The sequence below is a fragment of the Bradyrhizobium sp. LA6.8 genome, from assembly GCF_040547935.1.
Classification (GTDB): domain Bacteria; phylum Pseudomonadota; class Alphaproteobacteria; order Rhizobiales; family Xanthobacteraceae; genus Bradyrhizobium; species Bradyrhizobium barranii.
In genome coordinates this window covers 14,014-34,463 of sequence record NZ_JBEPQQ010000014.1, presented here as the reverse complement: position 1 = coordinate 34,463, position 20,450 = coordinate 14,014, and the positions used below count along the sequence as shown (strand labels likewise).

16 protein-coding genes and 2 pseudogenes are annotated in these 20,450 nt (G+C 58.1%); 7 read left to right on the top strand and 11 right to left on the bottom strand.

Features of this window, described 5'->3' with window-relative positions:
- The first annotated feature begins 38 nt into the window (after positions 1 to 38).
- Positions 39 to 1,628, top strand: a complete 1,590-nt coding sequence (gene tnpC / locus ABIA90_RS41640) for an IS66 family transposase (RefSeq protein WP_354116580.1) — start codon at positions 39 to 41, stop codon at positions 1,626 to 1,628.
- Between the two features lie 21 nt (positions 1,629 to 1,649).
- On the opposite strand, the pseudogene ABIA90_RS41635 reads toward tnpC, so the two are convergent.
- The 8 genes and pseudogenes from ABIA90_RS41635 to ABIA90_RS41600 form a co-directional block, all read right to left on the bottom strand.
- Positions 1,650 to 2,128: pseudogene (locus ABIA90_RS41635) on the bottom strand (IS66 family transposase); the annotation flags it as partial.
- A gap of 45 nt (positions 2,129 to 2,173) precedes the next feature.
- The gene (gene tnpB / locus ABIA90_RS41630) at positions 2,174 to 2,494 is read right to left on the bottom strand and encodes an IS66 family insertion sequence element accessory protein TnpB (protein ID WP_434056885.1); all 321 of its coding nucleotides are present in this window, start codon (positions 2,492 to 2,494) and stop codon (positions 2,174 to 2,176) included.
- Between the two features lie 23 nt (positions 2,495 to 2,517).
- Entirely contained in the window at positions 2,518 to 2,919 is a 402-nt protein-coding gene (tnpA, locus tag ABIA90_RS41625; protein WP_354116579.1) for an IS66-like element accessory protein TnpA, read from the bottom strand.
- Between the two features lie 163 nt (positions 2,920 to 3,082).
- Complete coding sequence (locus tag ABIA90_RS41620; protein WP_247303317.1) at positions 3,083 to 3,352, bottom strand: LysR family transcriptional regulator; 270 nt, start codon at positions 3,350 to 3,352, stop codon at positions 3,083 to 3,085.
- Positions 3,353 to 3,676: 324 nt separating this feature from the next.
- Positions 3,677 to 4,729, bottom strand: coding sequence for an NADP-dependent oxidoreductase (locus tag ABIA90_RS41615; RefSeq protein ID WP_354116578.1), 1,053 nt, complete (start codon positions 4,727 to 4,729; stop codon positions 3,677 to 3,679).
- A 64-nt stretch (positions 4,730 to 4,793) separates the two neighbouring features.
- Positions 4,794 to 6,392 carry an acyl-CoA synthetase gene (locus tag ABIA90_RS41610; protein ID WP_354116577.1) on the bottom strand — a complete coding sequence of 533 codons (1,599 nt, stop codon included), beginning with the start codon at positions 6,390 to 6,392 and terminating at the stop codon, positions 4,794 to 4,796.
- Between the two features lie 34 nt (positions 6,393 to 6,426).
- Complete coding sequence (locus ABIA90_RS41605) at positions 6,427 to 7,659, bottom strand: ABC transporter substrate-binding protein (RefSeq protein ID WP_354116576.1); 1,233 nt, start codon at positions 7,657 to 7,659, stop codon at positions 6,427 to 6,429.
- Positions 7,660 to 7,807: 148 nt separating this feature from the next.
- Positions 7,808 to 8,914, bottom strand: a complete 1,107-nt coding sequence (locus ABIA90_RS41600; RefSeq protein WP_354116575.1) for a homogentisate 1,2-dioxygenase — start codon at positions 8,912 to 8,914, stop codon at positions 7,808 to 7,810.
- A gap of 127 nt (positions 8,915 to 9,041) precedes the next feature.
- On the opposite strand from ABIA90_RS41600, the gene ABIA90_RS41595 reads away from it, so the two are divergent.
- The 6 genes and pseudogenes from ABIA90_RS41595 (at position 9,042) to ABIA90_RS41570 (ending at position 16,012) form a co-directional block, all read left to right on the top strand.
- A complete protein-coding gene (locus tag ABIA90_RS41595) occupies positions 9,042 to 9,731 on the top strand; it encodes a TetR/AcrR family transcriptional regulator (RefSeq protein WP_354116574.1) in 690 nt (229 codons plus the stop codon).
- A gap of 358 nt (positions 9,732 to 10,089) precedes the next feature.
- Positions 10,090 to 10,605 (top strand): cupin domain-containing protein, encoded by a 516-nt coding sequence (locus tag ABIA90_RS41590; protein WP_247303306.1) that lies wholly within the window; start codon positions 10,090 to 10,092, stop codon positions 10,603 to 10,605.
- Between the two features lie 50 nt (positions 10,606 to 10,655).
- Positions 10,656 to 11,651 (top strand): NmrA family NAD(P)-binding protein, encoded by a 996-nt coding sequence (locus tag ABIA90_RS41585; RefSeq protein WP_354116573.1) that lies wholly within the window; start codon positions 10,656 to 10,658, stop codon positions 11,649 to 11,651.
- A gap of 38 nt (positions 11,652 to 11,689) precedes the next feature.
- Positions 11,690 to 12,685: pseudogene (locus tag ABIA90_RS41580) on the top strand (FAD-dependent monooxygenase).
- Positions 12,686 to 12,802: 117 nt separating this feature from the next.
- Entirely contained in the window at positions 12,803 to 13,462 is a 660-nt protein-coding gene (locus tag ABIA90_RS41575; RefSeq protein WP_354121694.1) for an aromatic-ring hydroxylase C-terminal domain-containing protein, read from the top strand.
- Between the two features lie 1,308 nt (positions 13,463 to 14,770).
- Positions 14,771 to 16,012, top strand: a complete 1,242-nt coding sequence (locus ABIA90_RS41570) for an MFS transporter (protein WP_247303300.1) — start codon at positions 14,771 to 14,773, stop codon at positions 16,010 to 16,012.
- Between the two features lie 641 nt (positions 16,013 to 16,653).
- On the opposite strand, the gene ABIA90_RS41565 is transcribed toward ABIA90_RS41570, so the two are convergent.
- From ABIA90_RS41565 to ABIA90_RS41555, 3 genes are all read right to left on the bottom strand, one after another.
- A complete protein-coding gene (locus tag ABIA90_RS41565) occupies positions 16,654 to 17,547 on the bottom strand; it encodes an SDR family oxidoreductase (protein WP_346016133.1) in 894 nt (297 codons plus the stop codon).
- A gap of 167 nt (positions 17,548 to 17,714) precedes the next feature.
- Complete coding sequence (locus ABIA90_RS41560) at positions 17,715 to 18,332, bottom strand: VOC family protein (protein WP_354116571.1); 618 nt, start codon at positions 18,330 to 18,332, stop codon at positions 17,715 to 17,717.
- Positions 18,333 to 18,600: 268 nt separating this feature from the next.
- The gene (locus ABIA90_RS41555) at positions 18,601 to 20,274 is read right to left on the bottom strand and encodes an FAD-dependent monooxygenase (RefSeq protein WP_247303120.1); all 1,674 of its coding nucleotides are present in this window, start codon (positions 20,272 to 20,274) and stop codon (positions 18,601 to 18,603) included.
- Positions 20,275 to 20,450: the final 176 nt, after the last annotated feature.

The window sequence follows — 20,450 nt, the reverse complement described above, 5'->3', positions numbered from 1 at the left end:
ACGTGACGCACGCGGCGGCGGTGTGCTCGAATTAGCACATGAGCATCGCGGCGCTGCGCGACGAAAATGAACGACTGAAGGCGCTTTTGGCGCAAACGCAGGCGGCCTTGAGCGAGCATCAGGGGGCGCTGGCGGCGTCGGAGGAAGCGCGGCGTCGGCTGGAGGTCATCCTCGGCGAATTGCGACGCGAGAAGTTCGGCGCGAAGTCCGAGAAGCTGCGGCCAGATCAGTATCACTTGCCGCTGGAAGACGTGGAGATCGCGCAAGGCATCCTGGACGCGGCGCAGGAGAGAGCCGAGGCTGTGATCCAGGGCCGATCGCGGAGTGTGCCGGATCAAGGTTCTCATCGCAATCGCGGCTGCTTGCCTGCCCATTTGCCTCGGGTGGAACGGATCATCGAGCCTGCGAGCACGCTCTGTCCGTGCGGTTGCGGCGCCATGACGAAGATCGGCGAGGACGTCAGCAAACGGCTCGACGTGATCCCGGCGCAATGGCGAGTGTTGGTCACGCGCCGCCCGAAATACATCTGTCGCCGCTGCTCGGGCCCTGTCGTGCAGGCGCATGCACCGGAGCACGTCGTGCCTGGTGGACTGCCGACCGAAGCGGCGATTGCGCACGTGATCGTCTCCAAGTTCGGCGACCATGCGCCGTTTTACCGTCAGGCCGAGATCTATGCGCGCCAGGGGATCCGACTTGATCGGGCGACACTGGGCAACTGGTCCGGCCGCGCCTGCTTCCATCTCCAACCCGTAGCGGACCACATGCGTCGCCATCTGGAGAGGGCAGATCGTCTGTTCATGGACGAAACCACGGCACCGGTGCTCGATCCCGGGCGTGGCCAAACGAAGAAAGGCTACTTCTGGGCGGTCGTCTCCGACGACCGCGGCCACAGCGGCCCAAGTCCCCCGATCGTGCTGTTCCGATATGCCCCCGGTCGCATCGGCGCCTTCGCGGAGCAGTTCCTGCATGGCTTTAACGGACGCTTCCTGCAATGCGATGCCTATGACGGTTATGACCGGCTGACCGAAGTTGCTCGACCGCAGGGGCCGTGGACGCTTGTGCATTGCTGGAGCCATTTGCGCCGACGCTTCGTCAAATTGGCCCGCAACAGCAAATCGCCGATCGCCGAGGCCGCCGTTCGACACATCGCACAGCTTTACGCCATCGAAGCCATGGTACGCGGTTCATCGTCGGACATCCGGCTGGCCGCGCGCAAGGAGCACTCGCTGCCTATCGTCGCCGCGTTAAAGCCGTGGTTCGAGAAACAGCTGTCGATGATCTCCAGTGGTTCGACGCTCGCCGAGGACATCCGCTACGCGCTCAATCACTGGCAAGGGCTGACCCGCTTCCTCGAAGACGGGCGCCTCGAGCTCGACACGAACCCGGTCGAGAACGGCATCCGGCCAGTCTGCCTGACCAGAAAAAATGCGCTCTTCGCCGGTCATGAAGTCGGCGCGGAAAACTGGGCCTTGCTCGCGTCGATCGTCGCCACCTGCAAGCTCAACGACGTCAACCCGGCCGCCTACATCGCCGAAACACTCGAGGCGATCATCGACGGCCATCCCGATAGCAGGATCGAAGACCTCATGCCGTGGCGATTCCGCAAAACGTCAAGCCAGCATCAATAGGGTTGCGGCTAAGCGCTTACCGATCACCTTGAAGCGACGCGGGATCTCCTCCAGCGTCTTGGTCACATCCTCCCCGATCTTCGCCAGCCGCGATCCACCGCAGCAGGCGCAGCTTGTTGGAGCCTCGATGACGACGCGCTCGTGTTCGATGTCGTCCGGCCATGGCTGGCGAACCGACCGCTTGCGCATGAAGGGGCGGACGTTCTGCGTCTTCGCCGCTGCGGCCTGCGCGGCAAGCTCATCCTCGCTCGCCGTCGTGACGAGTTCCTCGAGCTCCAACTCCAGCTGCTCGATCAGCCGCGCCGTGCGCTCGGATCGCTGCCCGTGCAGTTCGCGCTTGAGCTTCTCGATCCGCAGCTTGAGATGCGCGATCAGCGCCGCGTTATCCGACAGCTCCGCCTGCGCGCTGGCAGCTATCGCCTCGGCTCGTCACGCTCGGCTTGCAGCGCTGCCAAGGCACTGACAAGGTCCGACGGGAGGTCGTCCGGCTTCGATATCATGAAGCCATTGAATCAGATCGAGCAGCAGATTCAAACCCAAAACGGTTATCCGACCCGCGTCGGACGCTGGGTTTCTTGCGGATTGCGCCAATCGATCCCGGACAGCAGATAGCTCAACTGCGCCGGCGAGATCGTTACCGATTCACCGGCAACCGATGGCCAGATGAACTTTCCTCTCTCGAGTTTTTTTGTGAACAAGCAGGCTCCCTGGCCATCGTGCCAGATCGCCTTGACGAGATCGCTGCGGCGACCGCGGAAAACGAACAGATGACCGCTGAGCGGGTCCTTGTGTAGCACCTCCTGCACTTGGAGGGCCAGCGACGGAAAGCCTCTGCGCATATCCGTGTAGCCTGTCGCGAGCCACACTCGCACATTCCCCGGTATAGAAATCATCGGCGTCCAAGCACATCGAGGACCCGCGCCAGCGCCTCCGGATCGACGTGCGCATCCACCCGGATGCACCGTCGGTTGCCGTGATCGATCTCTATCAATCCAGTACGCGCGGCTGCCACCGAGCGAACTCGGCCATCGACCGTAGGCAAGAGCTTCGGAGGTTCCTCAGCCGAGGGCGCTACGGCGGCGATCTGCACCGGCGTAAAAGATGGTACAACTTGTTCCGATGTCCGTGCTTGTCGACGCCAGGTAAACACCAGGCTGGCCGCTACTCCGTTGCGACGCGCAACCTCAGTTACCTTCGCGCCCGGTGTCAGCGTCTCCTCGACAATCCTTGCCTTGTCGTCCTGCGACCAGCGCCGCCGCCGCTCCAGCCCGCCCAAAACCTCGATCCGCATCGCCTGATGACCTTAAAGCTAGACTTAAGGTCACACGCTTCGCGAATTACCACCCGTCACGCAAGACGGCCCTCGTCGGAGGCGTACTATTCAAGCGGAATTTGACGATCACCTCCGGGATGGGTCACAAGGATGGGAACGCGAGTCTTCTCGACCACGCCGGTCAGATCCATGCTAGGTGCCCAAGCCATAAATGCGTCGAGCGACCGTCGCGAAGCTCGACCGCCAGCCGCTGGGTGTGCTCGATCGCAGCGAACATACTCGCAACTTCCGCGAAAAGCGTCTGCGCCTCGGTCGTCGGCTTCAGCCGTTTCTTCTGGCGCTCGAATAGTCTGAATCCGAGACGTTCCTTCGCCTGTTGCAACATGCGACTGACGGCCGGCTGGAAAATATTTAGAGCGGTGGCCGCGTTCTTCACCGAGCCCGATTGCATCACGCGCAACCGCAAGATGCCTTGCGAGCCGACCGTCAGCCATTTTTTGCAGTGCCGCCGCCCGATAGGATGCCGCTCCGCGGGAACAGCGCCGCCGATTAAGTTCGGCGTAACAATTCGCTAGAGGCGCAATTTCGAGATGAAGCGCCCGTCCGGAGCGGTCAACAGCGCTCGGGATCTGCGATCGGCCTAGCGTTCTGGATACATCGCACACGTCTAAACACTCAAACTTCCGCATATGGCGCGTCCGTCGCGTTCACCCGGCGTCGCTTTATCCGTGTTGCGCGGCTAGGCCTGCTGCTAAGTTGCGCCTCCTAGCCCGCATTATGCTCGGTACTCGTCGATTGCGCCTTTGTCGGTCTCGACAAGGACGGTTCCTTCGTTGGTGCCATCAAGCAGAGACAGAAAAGCGATGGGCAGCAGTTCAAAGCCTGTGTGCGTGTGCTCCCGATGGACCAGCTTGCCGTTCTGTGTCCAGCCCCTGAGATCTTCGATCGCCTCCGCGAACAAGTGCTGAAACTGGGAGCAGAGAAATCCCTGCATTCTGATGCTCCGGTAGATCAACCGCATCATATTGCGCGGTCCTTCAGGTTGTTTCCCGGTATCGTAGGTCGAGATCTGTCCGCACAACACGATGCGACCGAAATGCGCCATATTGTTCACCGCCGCCTGCAGAATCTCGCCGCCAACATTGTCGTAGTAGATATCAATACCTCCCGGGGCGAGGATCTCCAGTCGCCGTGCAACGGACTCCGTCTTGTAGTCAATGGTGGCATCGACCCGGCATTCACGGTGCAACCAGTCGCACTTGGCAACGCCACCAGCGATGCCAATGACCCTCATTCCCTTGATCTTTCCAATCTGAGCGACAATGGAGCCGGTAGAGCCTGCGGCCGCGGACACAACAAGAGTTTCGCCCGGCTTTGGCTCACCGACCCGAAGCAATCCGAAGTAAGCAGTCAATGGATTGAGCCCATAGCGCCCCAGCGCATCCAGATAGGTCGTCCCAATGGGGATCTTGGTCGCGCTGCCGAGTTCGGCTGCTGTGAGTACCGCATAGTCCTGCCAACTGGAAAGAACCTGCAGGCGATCGCCCACTCGGAAGTCGGAATTCGCAGACTCCAGGACGAGCCCGGCCGTCGGCCCAATCACTGGCTCACCCACGGGCATCGAAGGATAGCCACCGTTTCCGCCCTCCTCCATCCAGTTGCGCATCGTCGGGGCACACCTGAAGGCAACGTTCCGGATCCGCACCTGTCCATCTCTCAAAGGCAGGTCTGGGATCGAACTCTCCCGATATCCAAAATTGTCGAGAGTTAGCCGATCATGTGGCGGCCCAGTCAGGATCCATTGCCGGTTTATCGCTTCTGTTGACATCGCCGTTCGCCAAATTACCGCCCGATTTCAGTACGCCCAACCGACATCCGCAAATTCAGCAAGCTCACCGTCCGAAATTGCCCTCGGCAACTCTCACATTTTCAGCAAAGCGCTGACGCAGTTCCCGCTTTAGCAATTTTCCGCTCGGATTCTTCGGTAGGCTATCGATGAAGATCACGCGCTTGGGTACCTTGAAAGGCGCCATCGTGTTTGCGCAATGGTCTATCACGTTATCTTCGGTCAGGTTCTCCCCAGACCTGACAACGACGATCGCAGTCACCGCCTCGATCCAACGAGCGTCTGGCAATCCGATAACCGCCACTTCAGATACCGACGACAGCCCATAGATGGCTTCTTCCACCTCGCGGCTAGCGACGTTCTCGCCTCCGGTCTTGATCATGTCCTTAACGCGATCAACCACCGTGATGTAACCGTCGGAGTCGACGGTCGCGAGATCGCCGCTGTGAAACCATCCATCGCGGAAGGCGGCGGCAGTCTTATCCGGATCACTATAATAGCCAGATAGGAGCTGAGGTGAGCGGTGCACAATCTCGCCGATTTCACCTACGCTGACGTCCTCCATCGCACTGTCGACAACGCGCGTCTCAACATTGATCGCCGGTGTTCCGGCTGCACCGGCTTTTCGTATTTGGTCTTCCGGCGTCAGAACGGTTGCGAGCGGAGCAATCTCTGTCTGTCCATAAAAATTCCAGAACTTCACCCGTGGTAGCCGTCGCTGCAGTTCAAGCAGGATCTCCACCGGCATGATCGACGCTCCATAGTAACCCTTCTGGAGTGTCGAGAGATTGGTCTGATCGAAATGCGCAGACCGGAGCATTGCGATCCAGACAGTCGGTGGCGCGAAAAACGATGTGATCTCGTGCGTCTCGATCAATGACAAGATGTTGTCAGCGGTCGGCTTGGCCGTGATAAGGCTGCTCGCCCCGAGGTAGATTGCAGGACCGAGAAAGACATCAAGCTGTGCACAATGGTACAGCGGCAGCGCATGTAACACTCTGTCCTCTGTCGCCATGCTGCCCTCAAGGACGCAGCTGACATACTGCCACATGACTGCGTGATGCGTTAACACCGCACCTTTTGGTAATGACTCCGTGCCGCTGGTGTAGATGATTTGGGCTGGATCCTCGCCGTCGACGAAATCGTCGAGCTGTGATCCGTCAGAGTGCAGAAGATCGTCGAACGTAATCATTCCGGGAGGCGGTAGTGCCGGCTCTTCGCCCGGCATCCAGATCAAGGCTTCAACCGCACAACCTTTTGCGACGGCCTCCCGGGCGGACTCTACAAAATCCGCGCCCGTTGCCAGAATCCTGGCGCCGGAATTGACCAGAATAAAATTGATTTCGTCCGATTTCAGCATGAAGTTGATTGGAACCAAGATCGCGCCGATGCGCGCGACGGCAAAACGCATGGCAGCAAAAGCGTGCGAATTGCGTGACAGGATCGCGACGCGATCGCCTCTACTTACCCCGGCTCGACGCAGTCCGCGCCGATTGCAAATCACATCCAACTCCACGAATGTCCAGACCTCCCTGCCACAAATCACGGCCGACTTGTTCGGAGTGCGACTGGCCGATCGGCGCAGCAGGTCGCCTATTGAATGCTCTCGGGCCTTCCGGATTGTTGCTCGAAACTCCTGGCTCACCTCGTGATCTCCATACTCACTCGATAAGGTGACATTAGCCGCCGACGTCCGTGCTGAGCAGGTCACCGAACAGCTCCCATGTCTCGCCCTTGAAGCGCATTAAGCGCATCCGCGATAGCGGAGCGAAGTTGGACGGACTGGTGTTCATTTTGATACCTGGCAACAGGCCGGCAAGCTCAAAATCCCGAATGTTGGCGGCCTGCTTCATTACGTTATCGCGTGTGAGGTCGTCTCCGCACTGCCTCAAGACGCGCTCCAGGGCTTGCGCCGCGGCATAAGCGTTGACCACCGCGAAATCGGTTCGATTAGCTTCCGGATAGTACTTATTTAGAAACTCGTTCCAGGCCTTCATCGCCGCGTCTGTTTTCCATTGCGGGTCGGTGGGATCTTTGAGGTAAGCGGAGGAAACGATGGCCTGCGAATTCTCGAAGCCGGCGGGCTTGATGACACTGCGTATCGACACCGAGATGCTGCTGAGCAGGTGCATCGGCTTCCAGCCGCTCTCACCCATCTTCTTGATGGCTTGCGCAGCGAATTTCGGCGTGGTGAAGTCGAGAAATACGTCCGCTCCGGACGATTTCAGCTTGACGATCTGCGAGTCGATGGTCGGTTGGGTGACCTCGTAGTTTTCCTCCGCGACTATCATCGATAAGGCCTTGCTACCAAGGCCATCTTTCAGACCCTTGACGTAGTCTTTTCCAAAATCGTCATTTTGATAAAGGATTGCGATCCTGGCATCGGGCTTCTCGCGCAGAATATACTGCGCGTAGATTTGCGCCTCACCTCGAAAGCTGGGTGAAAAGCCCATCGTCCAGGGAAAGTCCTTCGGATTATTCCACTTGGACGCACCGCTGGAGACGAACAATTGCGGCACCTTCTTGGCGTTCAAGTATTTCTGGATGGCAGAGTTCTGCGGCGTTCCCTGCGGGTTGAAGATCAGGAGAACCTCATCTCCCTCCACGAGCTTTCGTGCCTGCTCAACGGTCTTTGGCGGGCTATAGGCGTCGTCATAGGAGATGAAGTTGACTTTACGACCATTGATACCCCCCTCTGCGTTGATCTTCTCGAAATATGCCGCTTCGGTCTTGGCAATCACAGCAAATGCAGACGCGGCCCCCGAGTAAGGCGCGATGTTGCCTATCTTGATCTCCGTGTCGGTTGCGCCTGGGTCGTATTTTTTCTGGGCGACGGCTTCTATTGAATTAGTGCCAATGAGTAGCGCGATTGCGGCAGCAAGTGCCGCCCGTCTCCATTGTGCTGCCGACATGAACTTTCCCTCCTTTGGATTGGGTCGCCGCTTCTCTTCGGAAGCTTGCGAGACGCAGCTGGATGGAGTTCTCCATCCAGCCCTTAGAGAGCACTACGCCCACCGGCGCCGCCGAGGCCGATCGGTCACAGCCCTGAATCTTACGACATCAGCGACAGTTGATTTCTGTCGTCTCACCGTCAGCGACGGCCAACATTGCAGGGGTTGGATTCAGTGGCTTGAACGTATCGACGCTGACGCCGGTGAGCATCGTCTGCATGCCTTTGACACGCGTTCTATTGAACTCTCGCCTAAAGGCGTCGGGAGGACCATGATGGATCCCTTGCGGTGAAAAGATGAAACTAGCCCCTTCCCGCCCCGTGTCGCTATGAACGAAAATCGCCTCATCGCAATCAATGTTGCGATGTGACGAAGGCAACTCCTCCGCGTCCAGATCGTTTACCGAAGGCCGCGGCAAAAATGTTACGACGACGAAGCCTGGCGCCTGAAACGTTGCCCATGAGGTCGGCGCGATATGAATTCGCTCCGAGCTCAGCGTATGGATATCGCGCATGTTGATCTTGAAGGGGAACAGATCACCCTTCCAGCCGACCACGTCGAAAGGCGACTTCTCAAAGAAGACCGAGGTGAGCTCGCCCTGGGAGCGGATACACAGCTCCCACTCGTCCTGCTCCGGCCAAGCGTACTCTTCCGCGGACGGAACTGTGATAAGCTGCGGATCGAACGGAAAATGTCGCCCCTGCTGAGGATGTGCCGCGAAATCGATTGGTTGTACTGACTCGATGACGAAGGCATATGTCAGGCCATCGTTCGGCATTTGGCGGAAGGTCGTGCCCCGCGGCAGATAGATATAGTCGCCGGGTTCGTAAGGGATCGGACCATATTCAGTCGCCATCACCCCCGTCCCCTCATGAATGAAGTACAGGAGGTCCCCGTCGGCGTCACGATAGGCGTACGGCATCGCCGACCGCCGATTGCTGACGCTGAGGGTGACGTCGGAGTTGGTGAGGAATGGTAAGGGTAGCCCCCGACCGTCGTTGCCTTCGCCGGCCATGAGCTTGCGGGTGGAGAACATACGCGGCTTCAGCTTGCCGACGATGCGCAAGACGTCTCCGGGCGGCCGCGAGTGATAGAGCGTCGCGGTCGGACCTGCAAATCCCTGACGTCCGAAAAGCTCCTCGCGGAGCTCGCCAAGCCCCACTCGAGCCTGACGAACATACCGGCCCCGGGCCAAGTGGATCCATGACGGCTTCATCGTCCTCTCCTACATTAATGTCATTTTGGCACTAGCGCCATATTTTTACATTCCTCGCAAGCCTTCCGATTGTTTGCCACTCGTGTATCCGGTAGGTTCGGTCCGGCAGGAAGGGATTGAGCGTCGAATGGAGATCATCAAGGCGACACCGGCGCAGCGGAGGCGCGAAGCACAACGTGACCGAATCATCGCCGAGGCTGTGCGGCTGTTTCAAGAGAACGGTGGCGAGCGGGGCGGCGGTTTCGAAGCGACAACCATCGAAAGCATTGCCGAGCGCGCCGACATCTCGGTCCGTTCATTCTTCCGTTACTTTGATAGCAAAGCGGACGTGATCTATCTCGACTTCACCAGGTCTCTGGAAGACCTGCATCGCGCGGTGCTCGCGCGGTTGGAAATCGATCTTCCACTACACGCCGTGCTGAATGGCGCCCTCGATACCTTCAACGCATTCACCAATAATCCGGTCAACAGGGCTCGTCTGGCCCTGGCCCTAACCTCAAGCAATTGGGCGGACCGCCGGGCCGTTTGGATGATGCAACGACGGAAAATTGCAACTGATATTCTTATGTCGTTCTGTGATAAGACCGCAGCCAATTATCAGCGCGCCCAAATGGGGGCGAGCCTTGCACTCTCTCCAACCGATGTAGCTGCCAGCACTTGGGCACGTTACCCCAAATCCGATCTGCAGGATCTCGCACGGGCCGAGACGGTCCGAGTTCTCAAGCTTCTGAACATCTACGAGCTGGAACAGCCATCTCGCGAGAGGTCCGGCAAGCCGCGCCCCCAAACGCCGCGGCGAGCTCAGGGGACTTCCTGACAGACCGCCCTCCGGCACGGCGGTGCCCGTCGACGACATCGGACGCCATACAAGTGAGCGCGTAGAGGTTAGCCCCGCCGATCAGGAGACCCGGGACGCCTCCGGCTCCGGCTCCGACACGGCACGTCCTATCAACTGACTCATCGAACAAGCACTTTACCCGTCTCGGTATCGGTTTGCGAAAGGAGGGCAATCCGACAGCATCCGCCGAGCGGCGAGGCGTCAAACGCTCAGAATTGACACCCGCACCATAATGGCAGTAATGTTATTGTGGCAGTCATGCCAATATTGCAAAATCGACACTCGATGCGGAGCGGCGGAGAACGGTTGGCCGAGCTCAGAGTGGAAGCGAGGAAATATGAGCTTTTCTCATGACGATCCCCGCCCCGAGCACCCGAGCTCCGCCTATTGCATCGGTCCCGGCATCTCCCTGCCGGATGGGGAGATCCGCATGCGGAGCGGCGCCGTATCCCTTGCGAAAGCGACGGCACAATCCACTGGCGGCGTAATGAGCGTATTCGAAATTACGGTCGCCGGCGGCCGACCGCTGCACCTGCACGAGAACGAGGATGAATGCATCTACGTTCTTTCCGGCAAATTGGGCGTCCGTGTTGGCAAGGAGACATACGAGGCTGCAGCGGGAAGCTTCCTTTTCTTGCCGAGGCGCGTCCCGCACCGATTTTGGTCGAATGAACCGGGGACTAGGCTGCTCCTTCTCACGGTGCCTGGTGGCGTCGAGGAATTTGAACGGGAGCACGTCGCTGCGAAAACGGAGGACGAGCGTCAGCTCGTTTATGCGAAGTATGGAATTCGCTTTGTGTCCGAGGACGAAGGCGATCCGCCGATTAGTTCGAACGCCGACTCGTCTCGCTAGTTGCGCGATCGATGGGGATCTCCGACTGAGGTCGAGAACGAGGGGGAACGATGGAACACAAGAAGAAGGTGCCAAACAGCATCGGCATTTTCGGCGCGAGTGGCCACATTGGCGGCCCTATGGTGCGTTGGTTGCGCTACAACGCCCCGGATGTCAGATTGCGACTAATCAGCAGCGGTGAAGACAAGTTGGCGCAGTTGCGGGCGAGCTATCCGGACTGCGAAATCGCCATCGGCAACTATTATGACTTGCCGTCCCTTACCGCGGCTGTAAGCGGCATGGAAGGGCTCTTCGTCATCGCGCCCAACGGCACGCGCGAAGAGCATGCTATGACGAATCTTATTTCTGCTGTTCGCAATTCCGACAGCTTAATTCACATGATTCGCGCGGTCGGTGTTTTTCCTTCCGTCAATCCCCGGCGAATGCCCGAGGCGCTAACGAACATCGGATGGGGGATCGCGACCCAGCACCCGATCGCGCGTCGGCTTCTAGATGAATCCGATCTCCCAGTCACCTATTTCAATATCGGCGCGAGCTTCATGGACAATTTCCTGAACCCTCGCTTTCAGATGTTGTCACCCGGCAAGGTGACATGGCCGAACCGTCGAGTACCGTTCATCGACCCGCGCGAAATCGGAGAAGCGGGCGCGCGGATATTGCTCAGTGACAACGCACGGCATCTCTATCAATTTCACACTCTCAACAATGGATACGACAACCTTTATGTGGGCGATGTCGTCCGGATGATGGGTGAAGTGCTCCAGACGGATATTGCCTACGACTCCACCAAGGAAGGGCTGATCGCCCTTTTCGAATCGGCAGCAACGCGCGACCGGGTACGGTCGGATTTGGCGGAGTATCTGTGGCAGTTCTTTCGCTATGAAGATGCGAATGACGTGGCGTGGACATTGAACGATTTTCTGGAGCGAACGCTTGGCCGCAAGCCGACTACGGTCCGCGCCTGGCTTCAGGAGCATCAACAGCAGCTACGGGAGAGGCTGAAAGATCGTCGCAGTCGGAGCCCGACAGCCGATTTCGTGAGGTGAACGCGCGAGCGACCGCAAGCGCCAACGAAGGTAACGACATGCGTAAAGTCACAACTGATGTGCTCGTGATCGGGGCCGGGCCGGCTGGTCTGGTAGCCACCTCGATCTTAGCCATGCACGGCATCTCTACCCTGACGATAGCTCGGCACAGAGGCACAGCGCATGTGCCGCGGGCGCACATCACCAATCAGCGCACGATGGAGTTGTTTAGAGATCTCGGCATTGAGGATCGCGTTCGCGACGTCGGATATCCGCTGTCAATGCTATGCAACAATCTCGTGGTGACATCATTGTCTGGGCTCGAGATCGCTCGCTTCAAGAGCTACGGTTCGGCACCCGAGCGGCTATCCGACTACGCGGCAGCAAGTCCTTGCACGGCCGTAAATGCACCCCAGCATGTGCTTGATCCCGTCCTTCTCGCAAGTACGCTCGAAAGAGGCGCCGATATCCGCTTCATGAACGAACTAGTGCATATCGAGCAAACACCTGACGAAGTGTGAGCCGTGGTGCGCGAACGCGAGAGCGGGACGGAGTACGTGGTGCACGCACGATACGCGATTGGTGCTGACGGCGCACGCTCGCGGGTCGCGGAGCAACTGGGGCTGGGGCTTGAAGGTGAAGCAGGCCTTAGGGGGATGGCCAATAGTTGGCTTGAGGTCGACCTAACGAAGTACACAGCTCACCGGCCGGCGGTGATCTATTTGGTTGCGCAACCTGACCGCGACCAATGGTTTGGAACAGCGAGTTGGGTTAACGTCCGGCCGTGGAATGAGTGGAGCCTGTTGCATCCCTGGAATCTTGATGAAGGACAACCGTCGGAGGAGGCCGTACTCGCCAGAGCGCGGCTGACGCTCGGTGATCCCGATCTCCAAATAAAGGTCAAGGCAATCAGTACCTGGCAGGTCAACAATGTCGTGGCCACAGAGTACCAAAAAGGCCGGGTCTTTTTGGCAGGCGATGCCGCGCACCGCCACCCGCCCACGGGGGGCCTCGGCACCAACACGTCGGTGCAAGACTCGTACAACCTTGCCTAGAAGCTTGCTTTTGTCGTGGCCGGAAGGGCGGGTCCTGGTCTGCTTGGTAGCTATGGCGCGGAACGCCGGCCTGTAGGACAACACGTCGTCGAGCGTGCGATCAAGAGTTGGCACAACATGGCCGTACTGAACAAGGCACTCGGTTTCGAGCCGGATCAGTCGACCGAGGACGGCTGGGCAGCTCTTCGGGAACTGTATGCCGATTCACCGCAGGCATCGCGGCGGCGCAAGCGGTTCGCTGAGGCTCTTAAGCTGCAGAACTATCGGGCGAACGCACTCGGAGTAGAGCTCGGCCAGCGGTATACCTCGTCCGCCGTCGTTGACGACGGCACCCCTTTCCCGGAGGTGCAAGGCGACGTGGACCTCTACCATCAGCGAACGACGCACCCGGGGGCATATCTTCCCCATGCATGGGTGGAGCACGAGTGCCGACAGATATCCACACTCGACCTCGCCGGACACGGCCGCTTTTGCCTCATCGTGGGTATCGGTGGCAGCTCCTGGGCACAAGCCGCAGTCAAAGCCAGTGATGAACTCTGCATTGATCTGCCCGTTTTCGCCATTGGACTCCGTTGTCCCTATGACGACGTCCTCGGGGAGTGGACTGCGATCCGGGAGGTGAGCGATTGGGGTGCAATCCTAGTGCGGCCTGATCGACACATCGCTTGGCGATCCATGGACATGGTCGAGTCACCGGCGGACGTCCTTACGTCTGCCTTGGGTCAAGTCCTGTCAGTCAACTCTTCAGGCATAGGTGTTCGAAACCATCCGGGTTAAGAAATGCCCGCTCGTAGTTCGACCGCAACAACCCAGGACTCCATCATCCGCTCTTTTGTCACGCGCTCCCTCTCAATGAGTTTTTCAGAAAGAGATTCGTGTCAGGAGCACGGTCAGCTTAAATATGGCGGCATGTTGAGACAGAGCCCGCCATCTCGCTGAGTGGCAGAGAAGCATCATAAGTGCTGCAGCACAGACCGAATGCGACTAATCGCTGCTTTGACACGTTGCGAAGAGAGCTTCTCGGCCTTGTAGATTTAATGAAAGGTGAGCTTGGCGTGAGGGGCACAAGACGCAAAATGGCCTCCTTCAGAACACGGCGCACGGGGCGACGTAAGATCAGCCAATCAACCCACCAAGGCGAGCCCAAGGTCGTTATTGCGACCACCCCTCGCAGCTGCTTAAGTCTTGGTTGTATGGCACCAAGATCGGCTGCGTGATCATATGCAACGCCGGGCGCCCACGCCCTGTCGAACCATCCCTTTAACATTGTCGGTGGTCCGAATCACCACGTGGGAAAGATCTGCACAATGGCTTCGGCCCATAGCAAGTCGTCGACCTCCTTAGCCACCTCGGCAACCGAAAAACTGGAATAATAGCTCGCACGTTCTGTCGCCGTGAAAGCCGGCGTGAAGCCGGATTAATAGAGGTCAACCCGCCTGCACTCGTGCTTTGCTTCCATCTGCGTGTCGATAGATGTGCGCGCGAATGCGCGGCAAAGGCTCGCATAGTGGATGGGCCGTGACTATATCTGTTTCGTGTCCTGAGGCTAGACTCGGACACTACGTTCCGACGACTGCTGCCGCTGCGAAAACGGCTCGGGGAAGATAGACGCAGACACGACCGAGAGGCTAGTGCTCATCTCCCCGCAATGGCACAGCCGCTGGACAGTGCAGCGCCCCCCCTTGCGCTACCGATCACGACGCTGCGAAGCAGGTCGATCACCCAAAACCTCTTGTTACGCGCCTCAACTTCCAGTCTCGTAACCTGCCCCGGCCAGTCACTGTGTTGCACGGGGCTGAGGCCCTGCACCAGCAGAGGTCGGTCAGCGGAGCAAAATGCGCGCCTCAACCCGAATTGTCGGTTCGCGCGGAAGCAGCGGAAGCGAAGCGTTAACGTCACGCCAACGGCTATGATACCCGCGGATAGCTATCACGGTGTTCGCATTTCTGCTCGACCTCGCGCCTTGGCTGCATGACGACGGCCTTTGGTCACTGGAGCGGCGCTTGACAGCCAATTTACGAAACGTTACGTTTTGTAAATAATCAACAAAAACAAAGCCGTTGGGGATAGCGCAAGGAGACCAGGATGGACACCGGAACGATTTTCAAGGGCGAGTTTTGGCGCGGCCGAAACGTAATCCTGGGCTGCCTGCTCGGGATGATGATGAGCTATAACTCCATTTTCTTTTATAGCTCCGGTCTGTTTCTAAAGCCGCTCGCCGCAGAGTTCGGTTGGGGGCGTGGGGCAGCTTCGCTCGGCATTCTCGTGCCGCTCATAACCGCCGGCATCCTCAGTCCGTTTACAGGCCGATTGATCGACAGATACGGGGCCTTCCGAATGGCGCTTTTGTCCGCGGTGGGATTATCACTATCGTTTCTATTGCTAGGTATCGCAACTGTGGGACTATTGAGCTTCCTCGCTCTCACCTTTCTTCTTGCTCTCCTAAGCAACGCGACATCGCCTCTCTCGTATGGACGCTTCGTCTTAGCCAATTTTCCAAGGCACTTGGGACTCGCGTATGGCATCGTTTACATCGGACCAGGTCTCGGAGCGTTGGTGTTTCCGCCCCTAGTCACAAAATTGATGAGCATCTACGCATGGCGAGGTGCTTATGTCGGACTTGCGATCGTCGTTCTTGTTTCCGTCCCAATTATAGCTTTGCTACTTAAGAATCAGTCCGCACGCAATGTAACCGACGCTGGAACTGCGAATAGGCAATGGAACTGGAGCTTGTACACTGATCGGCAGTTCGTGCTTCTGGCAGCGATCTTTCTATTTGCCTCAACGGGGATATTCGGAACCGTTGTTCACCTCGTTCCCATGTTAACTGATATTGGTCTTTCGCCTGCAAAAGCAGCTGAATTCGCAGCACTGATGGGCTTCGCGGTCATTGCCGGGCGGCTGATTACAGGGTTTCTCCTCGACCGCATTGAGGCGAACCTGCTTGCGGCAACCATCTTTGCGCTGTCTGCCGGCGGCATAATGTTGCTGGCAACAGGCAACATAGCAGCGATTCTTCCAGGCATTTTGGTTGTCGGCTTCTCCATTGGATCAGAGATCGACCTTGCTTTCTTCATTATTGGTCGACGTTTTCCGTCGATACATTTCAGCACGTTTTTTGGCGGTATCCTTTTCGCCGTTTCAATCGGTGGCAGCTTGGGGCCGACGGTTGCTGGGATTCTCTACGACGCGGCCGGCAACTATCTTCCCTGGTTTGTCATAGCGACGACCAGCATGGTCGGTTCATCCATCCTCTGTCTCGTTGGTCGTCGGTCATCGCTTCGATACGGCGTCACCGATCGGGTAGGCCAACAAGCCATGCCGTGACCTATACCACGTCTGCCGTCTGCGATAATTGTCCAGAAAAGGTGTAGCTGCGAACTGCCAAGAGATTGTCCATTCGGACCTGACCACGAACTTCGAAGTCGCCGACACTAGGTTCGGGGCTAGCCGAATGGGCGTCCAAGAGCAGCTCCGCTGCCCCGAAAGGTCGAAAAGCCAGGGTACTGAGGAAGGAGAGTTGAGCAAGGCGGATACCGCGCGCCGAACTTGCGGTCATTCTGAAGACGGCCGCGAAGCTGAGCCGTCGTTTCCGTTCCAAAGATCGCGAAGCTTGCAGAATCGCTCGTCTCGGCTCATTCAATCCCAAGTTAAATCGCGATGGCTCCGTACGCTGGAAACGGTATTGCTGCGCCTCGCTTGATCGAAACCACCATCTTTCACTTGCCTCACATCATGGACAGCGAGTGGAAGTTCCGCACGTCAGGTTCAGCAAGGCTGATCATGTGGCCGCCGCCACTTGCCTCGCCCAGAAGCGCGGCGGGTGGTTGTGAACGCCTCCCCAGCTAAAGAAATGGCGAGAGCGACAAATATGTGATCGCTCTCGCCTAGTTGCTCGGGAGAAATGACCTTACGGCGACGTCAGGCACGAAGGCGCTGCCGCGGTCGAGGGTTGACGCTTCGGCTCACTACGCAGGCGCGCGTGGAACAGAGGCGGCGGCGTAGCTCGCCCCCGGAGGCAGCCGAACTTGCGGATCTACAAAAATATCTGGTTGCAGTGCGCTGGCGGGATCGTTCCGGTAGCCGTCAAAGTTGGTGATTCCCTCCTCGGCTAGAACGTCGTCGTCCAGTACGAAATTTCCGGTGTAATTGCGCGAAGAGCGGCACAGAATGGCATAGGCCGCATCAGCCATAATCTCCGGAGTGCGCGAACGCCGCAACATCCCGTCATCGTCCAGCGCGAACTCAACTGCCGCCGTCGCGACGGTGGTGCGTGGCCAAAGCGCATTACAAGCAATGCCAGCCTCGCGCAGCTCGCTGGCCAGTCCGAGCATGACCATGGACATGCCGTACTTTGACAACGTGTAGGGAAGATGCTGAGCAAACCAGTCGGCTCGCATCACCAACGGTGGCGATAGCGCCAAGATATGCGGGTTGCTGCTACGACGCAAATGAGGGATACAGGCACGGGAGGTGAGGAACGTCCCGCGCATGTTGATCTGCTGAATTAAATCGAAGCGCTTGAGTTCGATGTCCTCGGTCTTTGCCAAGTTAATAGCTGAGGCGTTGTTGATGCAGGCGTCGATGCCGCCAAAATGCTCCGCTGCCTTTGCTACAGCGGCATTGACCTGTGCTTCCTCACGTACGTCGACGATGAGCGGAAGCGCTCGTCCGCCGACATCCTCGATCGCCTCAGCGGCACTATAGATCGTGCCGGGCAGCTTGGGGTGCGGTTGGGCAGTCTTGGCTGCGATCGCTATGTTCGCGCCGTCACGCGCGGCGCGTAGCGCAATGGCCATACCGATCCCCCGACTCGCGCCGGTGATGAACAAGGTTTTCCCCTGTAGTGGCTTCTCGCTCACCCTCGCGCTCCAGCCTCGACGCCACAGCTCCACATATCAACCATCCATCTTAGCGCAATGCAAACGGTCGCCCTCAACGAGGGCGAACCGAACCTACGGAAGAACACCCAGCTTACAGACCGCGCCTTCACGACGGTCAGTGCTGAAGACCGACGCCTTTTGTCGAGCTAGTGCGCCGCCGCCATGTTGCGAGCGTGGCTGGCCGACGCCGCTAATTCCTGCAGCGCCTTGACGGGGTCTTCGCCTTTGCGCACGGCTTCAGCCTTGGTCTCACACCACCGCTTCAACGCTGCTTCGCCGTTCTGAATCTTGTTAGTCCAGTTCTCATCAACGTTTCTGGTGATCTCCAGGCGCACCCCGTTGGGGTCGCTGAAGTACAGACTCTCGATGATGCCATGATCCGTGCGAATGACGGAAACCCCATTTTGGATCAGCCAGTTGTGCCAGTTCTCAATCTCTGCCCCGGTATCCACCTGCAAAGCCACATGGTTGAACGCTTTGTGGACCGGATGATCTGAAAATAGCGGAAGTTCAGGGATACCTGCAGCTTCAAAGAATGCGAGTGCGGAACCATCCCCTAAACTGAAGAACAGATGCAAATAGGTGCATTCTTCGCCGGTCGACGGAATCTTGTCGTCCATCACCGCGGCGATCAAAGGCATACGCATGATGCGGGTATAGAAATCTGCCGTCTTCCCGGCATCGTAGGTAACGTAAGCCAGATGATGATGCCTTTGTGGAGGCCCGAGCGGCACGCGCAACAGAGTTTGAGAATTGTCTGTCATTTGATTTGATTCCTTTTCAGGTAGGTTGAGACGGGATAACCGCTCGAAGAACCCAAGGCGAGCTACTGAATTGCAGTGGAATTCATACCTCTCCTCGTGGTCAAACGAATATTTTTAATTGGCTCATGAATTTCAGATGCGTTGGCAAAGGAGCAGAACTGCTTGAGTGTTAGATTTGTCATATTCGTTTCGTGCAGAATCGTAAGAACCAACTACGACACGGCAGTCGGCGGGAATATACCTGCTCCCCGCAAACTTTGTGATGATCTCACGCAAGGGCGGTAGCTCTCTTGCAATGATGACCGTCGCGCTGGTGCGCCGATACTAGTACGCGCCCGGTTAGCGTTTCTAAGACCGCGCCCGGCGTAGGACTATCGCCCTTGGCTCGCCAAGCGATGATCTGGTCCGGCCGGACAAGAATGGCAGACGCACCAAGCAGCTCGTTCAGTTCGGGTTGATCGATGCGATGAATGACCAAGGGAATGAGCCTCTCGGCCGCTGCAGCCTTGAAGGCACTGGAAACCGTATCGTCGCCAATCTCAATGAGCGTATAGACATCGCCGACCAGATCGAGCGTCGAGCGTCCATCCGCAAGCCAGGCATGAGGGATACGATGGCCCGGTCGAGCCGTACGCGTCAGTTGGACAATATCATCCGGTGGCTCTGGCGTGCCGTCATCGACGATGACTGGCGATCCACTGTATCTATATCCCAGCGAAACGCCCATCGAATTGTATTCTCGCTTGAAGGTCTTGCTGATGAGTTCGCCGGCACGCTCACGAGCGGCAGCACCTTCGGCATTATCCTGGTTGAGAAGCCCGAGAGACTGATCGATAACCGGCTTGATCTTACCCCAATCCGCGTAAAGCTCGCCGGCCATGGCTGCCGTTCGTGCAGCCCCTTTCTTGCGATCGAACTCATAACTGTCGAGCAGGGGATCATCAGCCCATCCCTGAAGCACTGCAGCCAATTTCCAACCGAGGTCGAAGCCATCCAGCACACCGGTATTCATTCCATGCCCGCCGGCGGGTGGCATGGTGTGCGCGGCATCTCCGGCAAGAAAGACTCGCCCAGCACGGAATCTTTCAGCGACCCTCTCGCGATTGATCCACGGCAGGACTTCGGTCAAATATGTATAATTCACCTTGCGGCCCACGAGTTGATGAATCCCGTTGTCCATCCGGGCTCGGTCGACTTGGCTGGGCTCGGCCACAAGGACGATCCGAAACCGATCAACCCCGTCATACGGAAGCAGCGTTACCGACACTCCGTTGTCGGTAACGGCCGTGTAGCGACCGCCCATCCGCGGGCGCGCGAGATCGGCAATCTCCCGACTTTCAATAATGGCTTCAGCCGCGTAGCCGTAGATCCCCGAACTTTGGTATTCAACGCCGACTTGCTCTCTCACGAAGCTGCGTGCACCATCGCAACCTACGAGATATTTGCAGCGGATGGTCTTGACCGCACCGCCCGCCTCTACCGGTTGCACGTCGACCAAGACTCCGTCCTCATCCTGACGCAGCCCAAGGAACTTGTGCAGCCAAAGAAACTGCACCGTCTCGAAGCGGCCGGCGTAGCGATGAAGAATGGGATTGAGCCAACTCTGCGGGCAGCGTTGAGCGAAAGTTGGACTCTCCGGAGGAGGTACCATCTTGGAGATCGGCGCCCATGGGAGACGGGCCAACTCATAGCCGACGAGTGACGTTAGGTACGAGGCATCCTGGGGGTGGTCGACAGGCCAACCACAATTGCGTAAGTCGTCCGTGATCCCCCACTTTCGAACGAGCTCCATGGTGCGGATGCTGACCGCGTGAAGGCGAGGATCCTTGAAGACTCCGTCGGTCATTTCGACGACAGCGCACTTGACGCCTCGCCTTCCCAATTCCGCCGCCAGGCAACTTCCGACAGGCCCAGCACCAATGATGACGACGTCGGCTTCCATGGAAGCGGTCTCCTCACCCTTCTATCTTCGATTCATGTTGACGGCAGCTCGGGCGCCGCCAACAGCGATATTTGCGCTATCGTTAGCATAGGCACGATGGCGCGTCTATGCTTTAGCGACCCCCGAAGAGCATTTTAGTTCTGCATGGATGGACATTTTCGGGCCAAAGCACGCTA

What these genes read in the sequence shown, in the direction of transcription:
- ABIA90_RS41595 (WP_354116574.1), top strand. Translation starts at nt 9,042, where the DNA reads ATGGAGATCATCAAGGCGACACCGGCGCAGCGGAGGCGCGAAGCACAA.
- ABIA90_RS41575 (WP_354121694.1), top strand. Translation starts at nt 12,803, where the DNA reads ATGGCCGTACTGAACAAGGCACTCGGTTTCGAGCCGGATCAGTCGACC.
- ABIA90_RS41620 (WP_247303317.1), bottom strand. Translation starts at nt 3,352, where the DNA reads ATGCAATCGGGCTCGGTGAAGAACGCGGCCACCGCTCTAAATATTTTC.
- tnpA (WP_354116579.1), bottom strand. Translation starts at nt 2,919, where the DNA reads ATGCGGATCGAGGTTTTGGGCGGGCTGGAGCGGCGGCGGCGCTGGTCG.
- ABIA90_RS41570 (WP_247303300.1), top strand. Translation starts at nt 14,771, where the DNA reads ATGGACACCGGAACGATTTTCAAGGGCGAGTTTTGGCGCGGCCGAAAC.
- ABIA90_RS41555 (WP_247303120.1), bottom strand. Translation starts at nt 20,274, where the DNA reads ATGGAAGCCGACGTCGTCATCATTGGTGCTGGGCCTGTCGGAAGTTGC.
- ABIA90_RS41590 (WP_247303306.1), top strand. Translation starts at nt 10,090, where the DNA reads ATGAGCTTTTCTCATGACGATCCCCGCCCCGAGCACCCGAGCTCCGCC.
- ABIA90_RS41600 (WP_354116575.1), bottom strand. Translation starts at nt 8,914, where the DNA reads ATGAAGCCGTCATGGATCCACTTGGCCCGGGGCCGGTATGTTCGTCAG.
- ABIA90_RS41615 (WP_354116578.1), bottom strand. Translation starts at nt 4,729, where the DNA reads ATGTCAACAGAAGCGATAAACCGGCAATGGATCCTGACTGGGCCGCCA.
- ABIA90_RS41605 (WP_354116576.1), bottom strand. Translation starts at nt 7,659, where the DNA reads ATGTCGGCAGCACAATGGAGACGGGCGGCACTTGCTGCCGCAATCGCG.
- ABIA90_RS41585 (WP_354116573.1), top strand. Translation starts at nt 10,656, where the DNA reads ATGGAACACAAGAAGAAGGTGCCAAACAGCATCGGCATTTTCGGCGCG.
- ABIA90_RS41560 (WP_354116571.1), bottom strand. Translation starts at nt 18,332, where the DNA reads ATGACAGACAATTCTCAAACTCTGTTGCGCGTGCCGCTCGGGCCTCCA.
- tnpC (WP_354116580.1), top strand. Translation starts at nt 39, where the DNA reads ATGAGCATCGCGGCGCTGCGCGACGAAAATGAACGACTGAAGGCGCTT.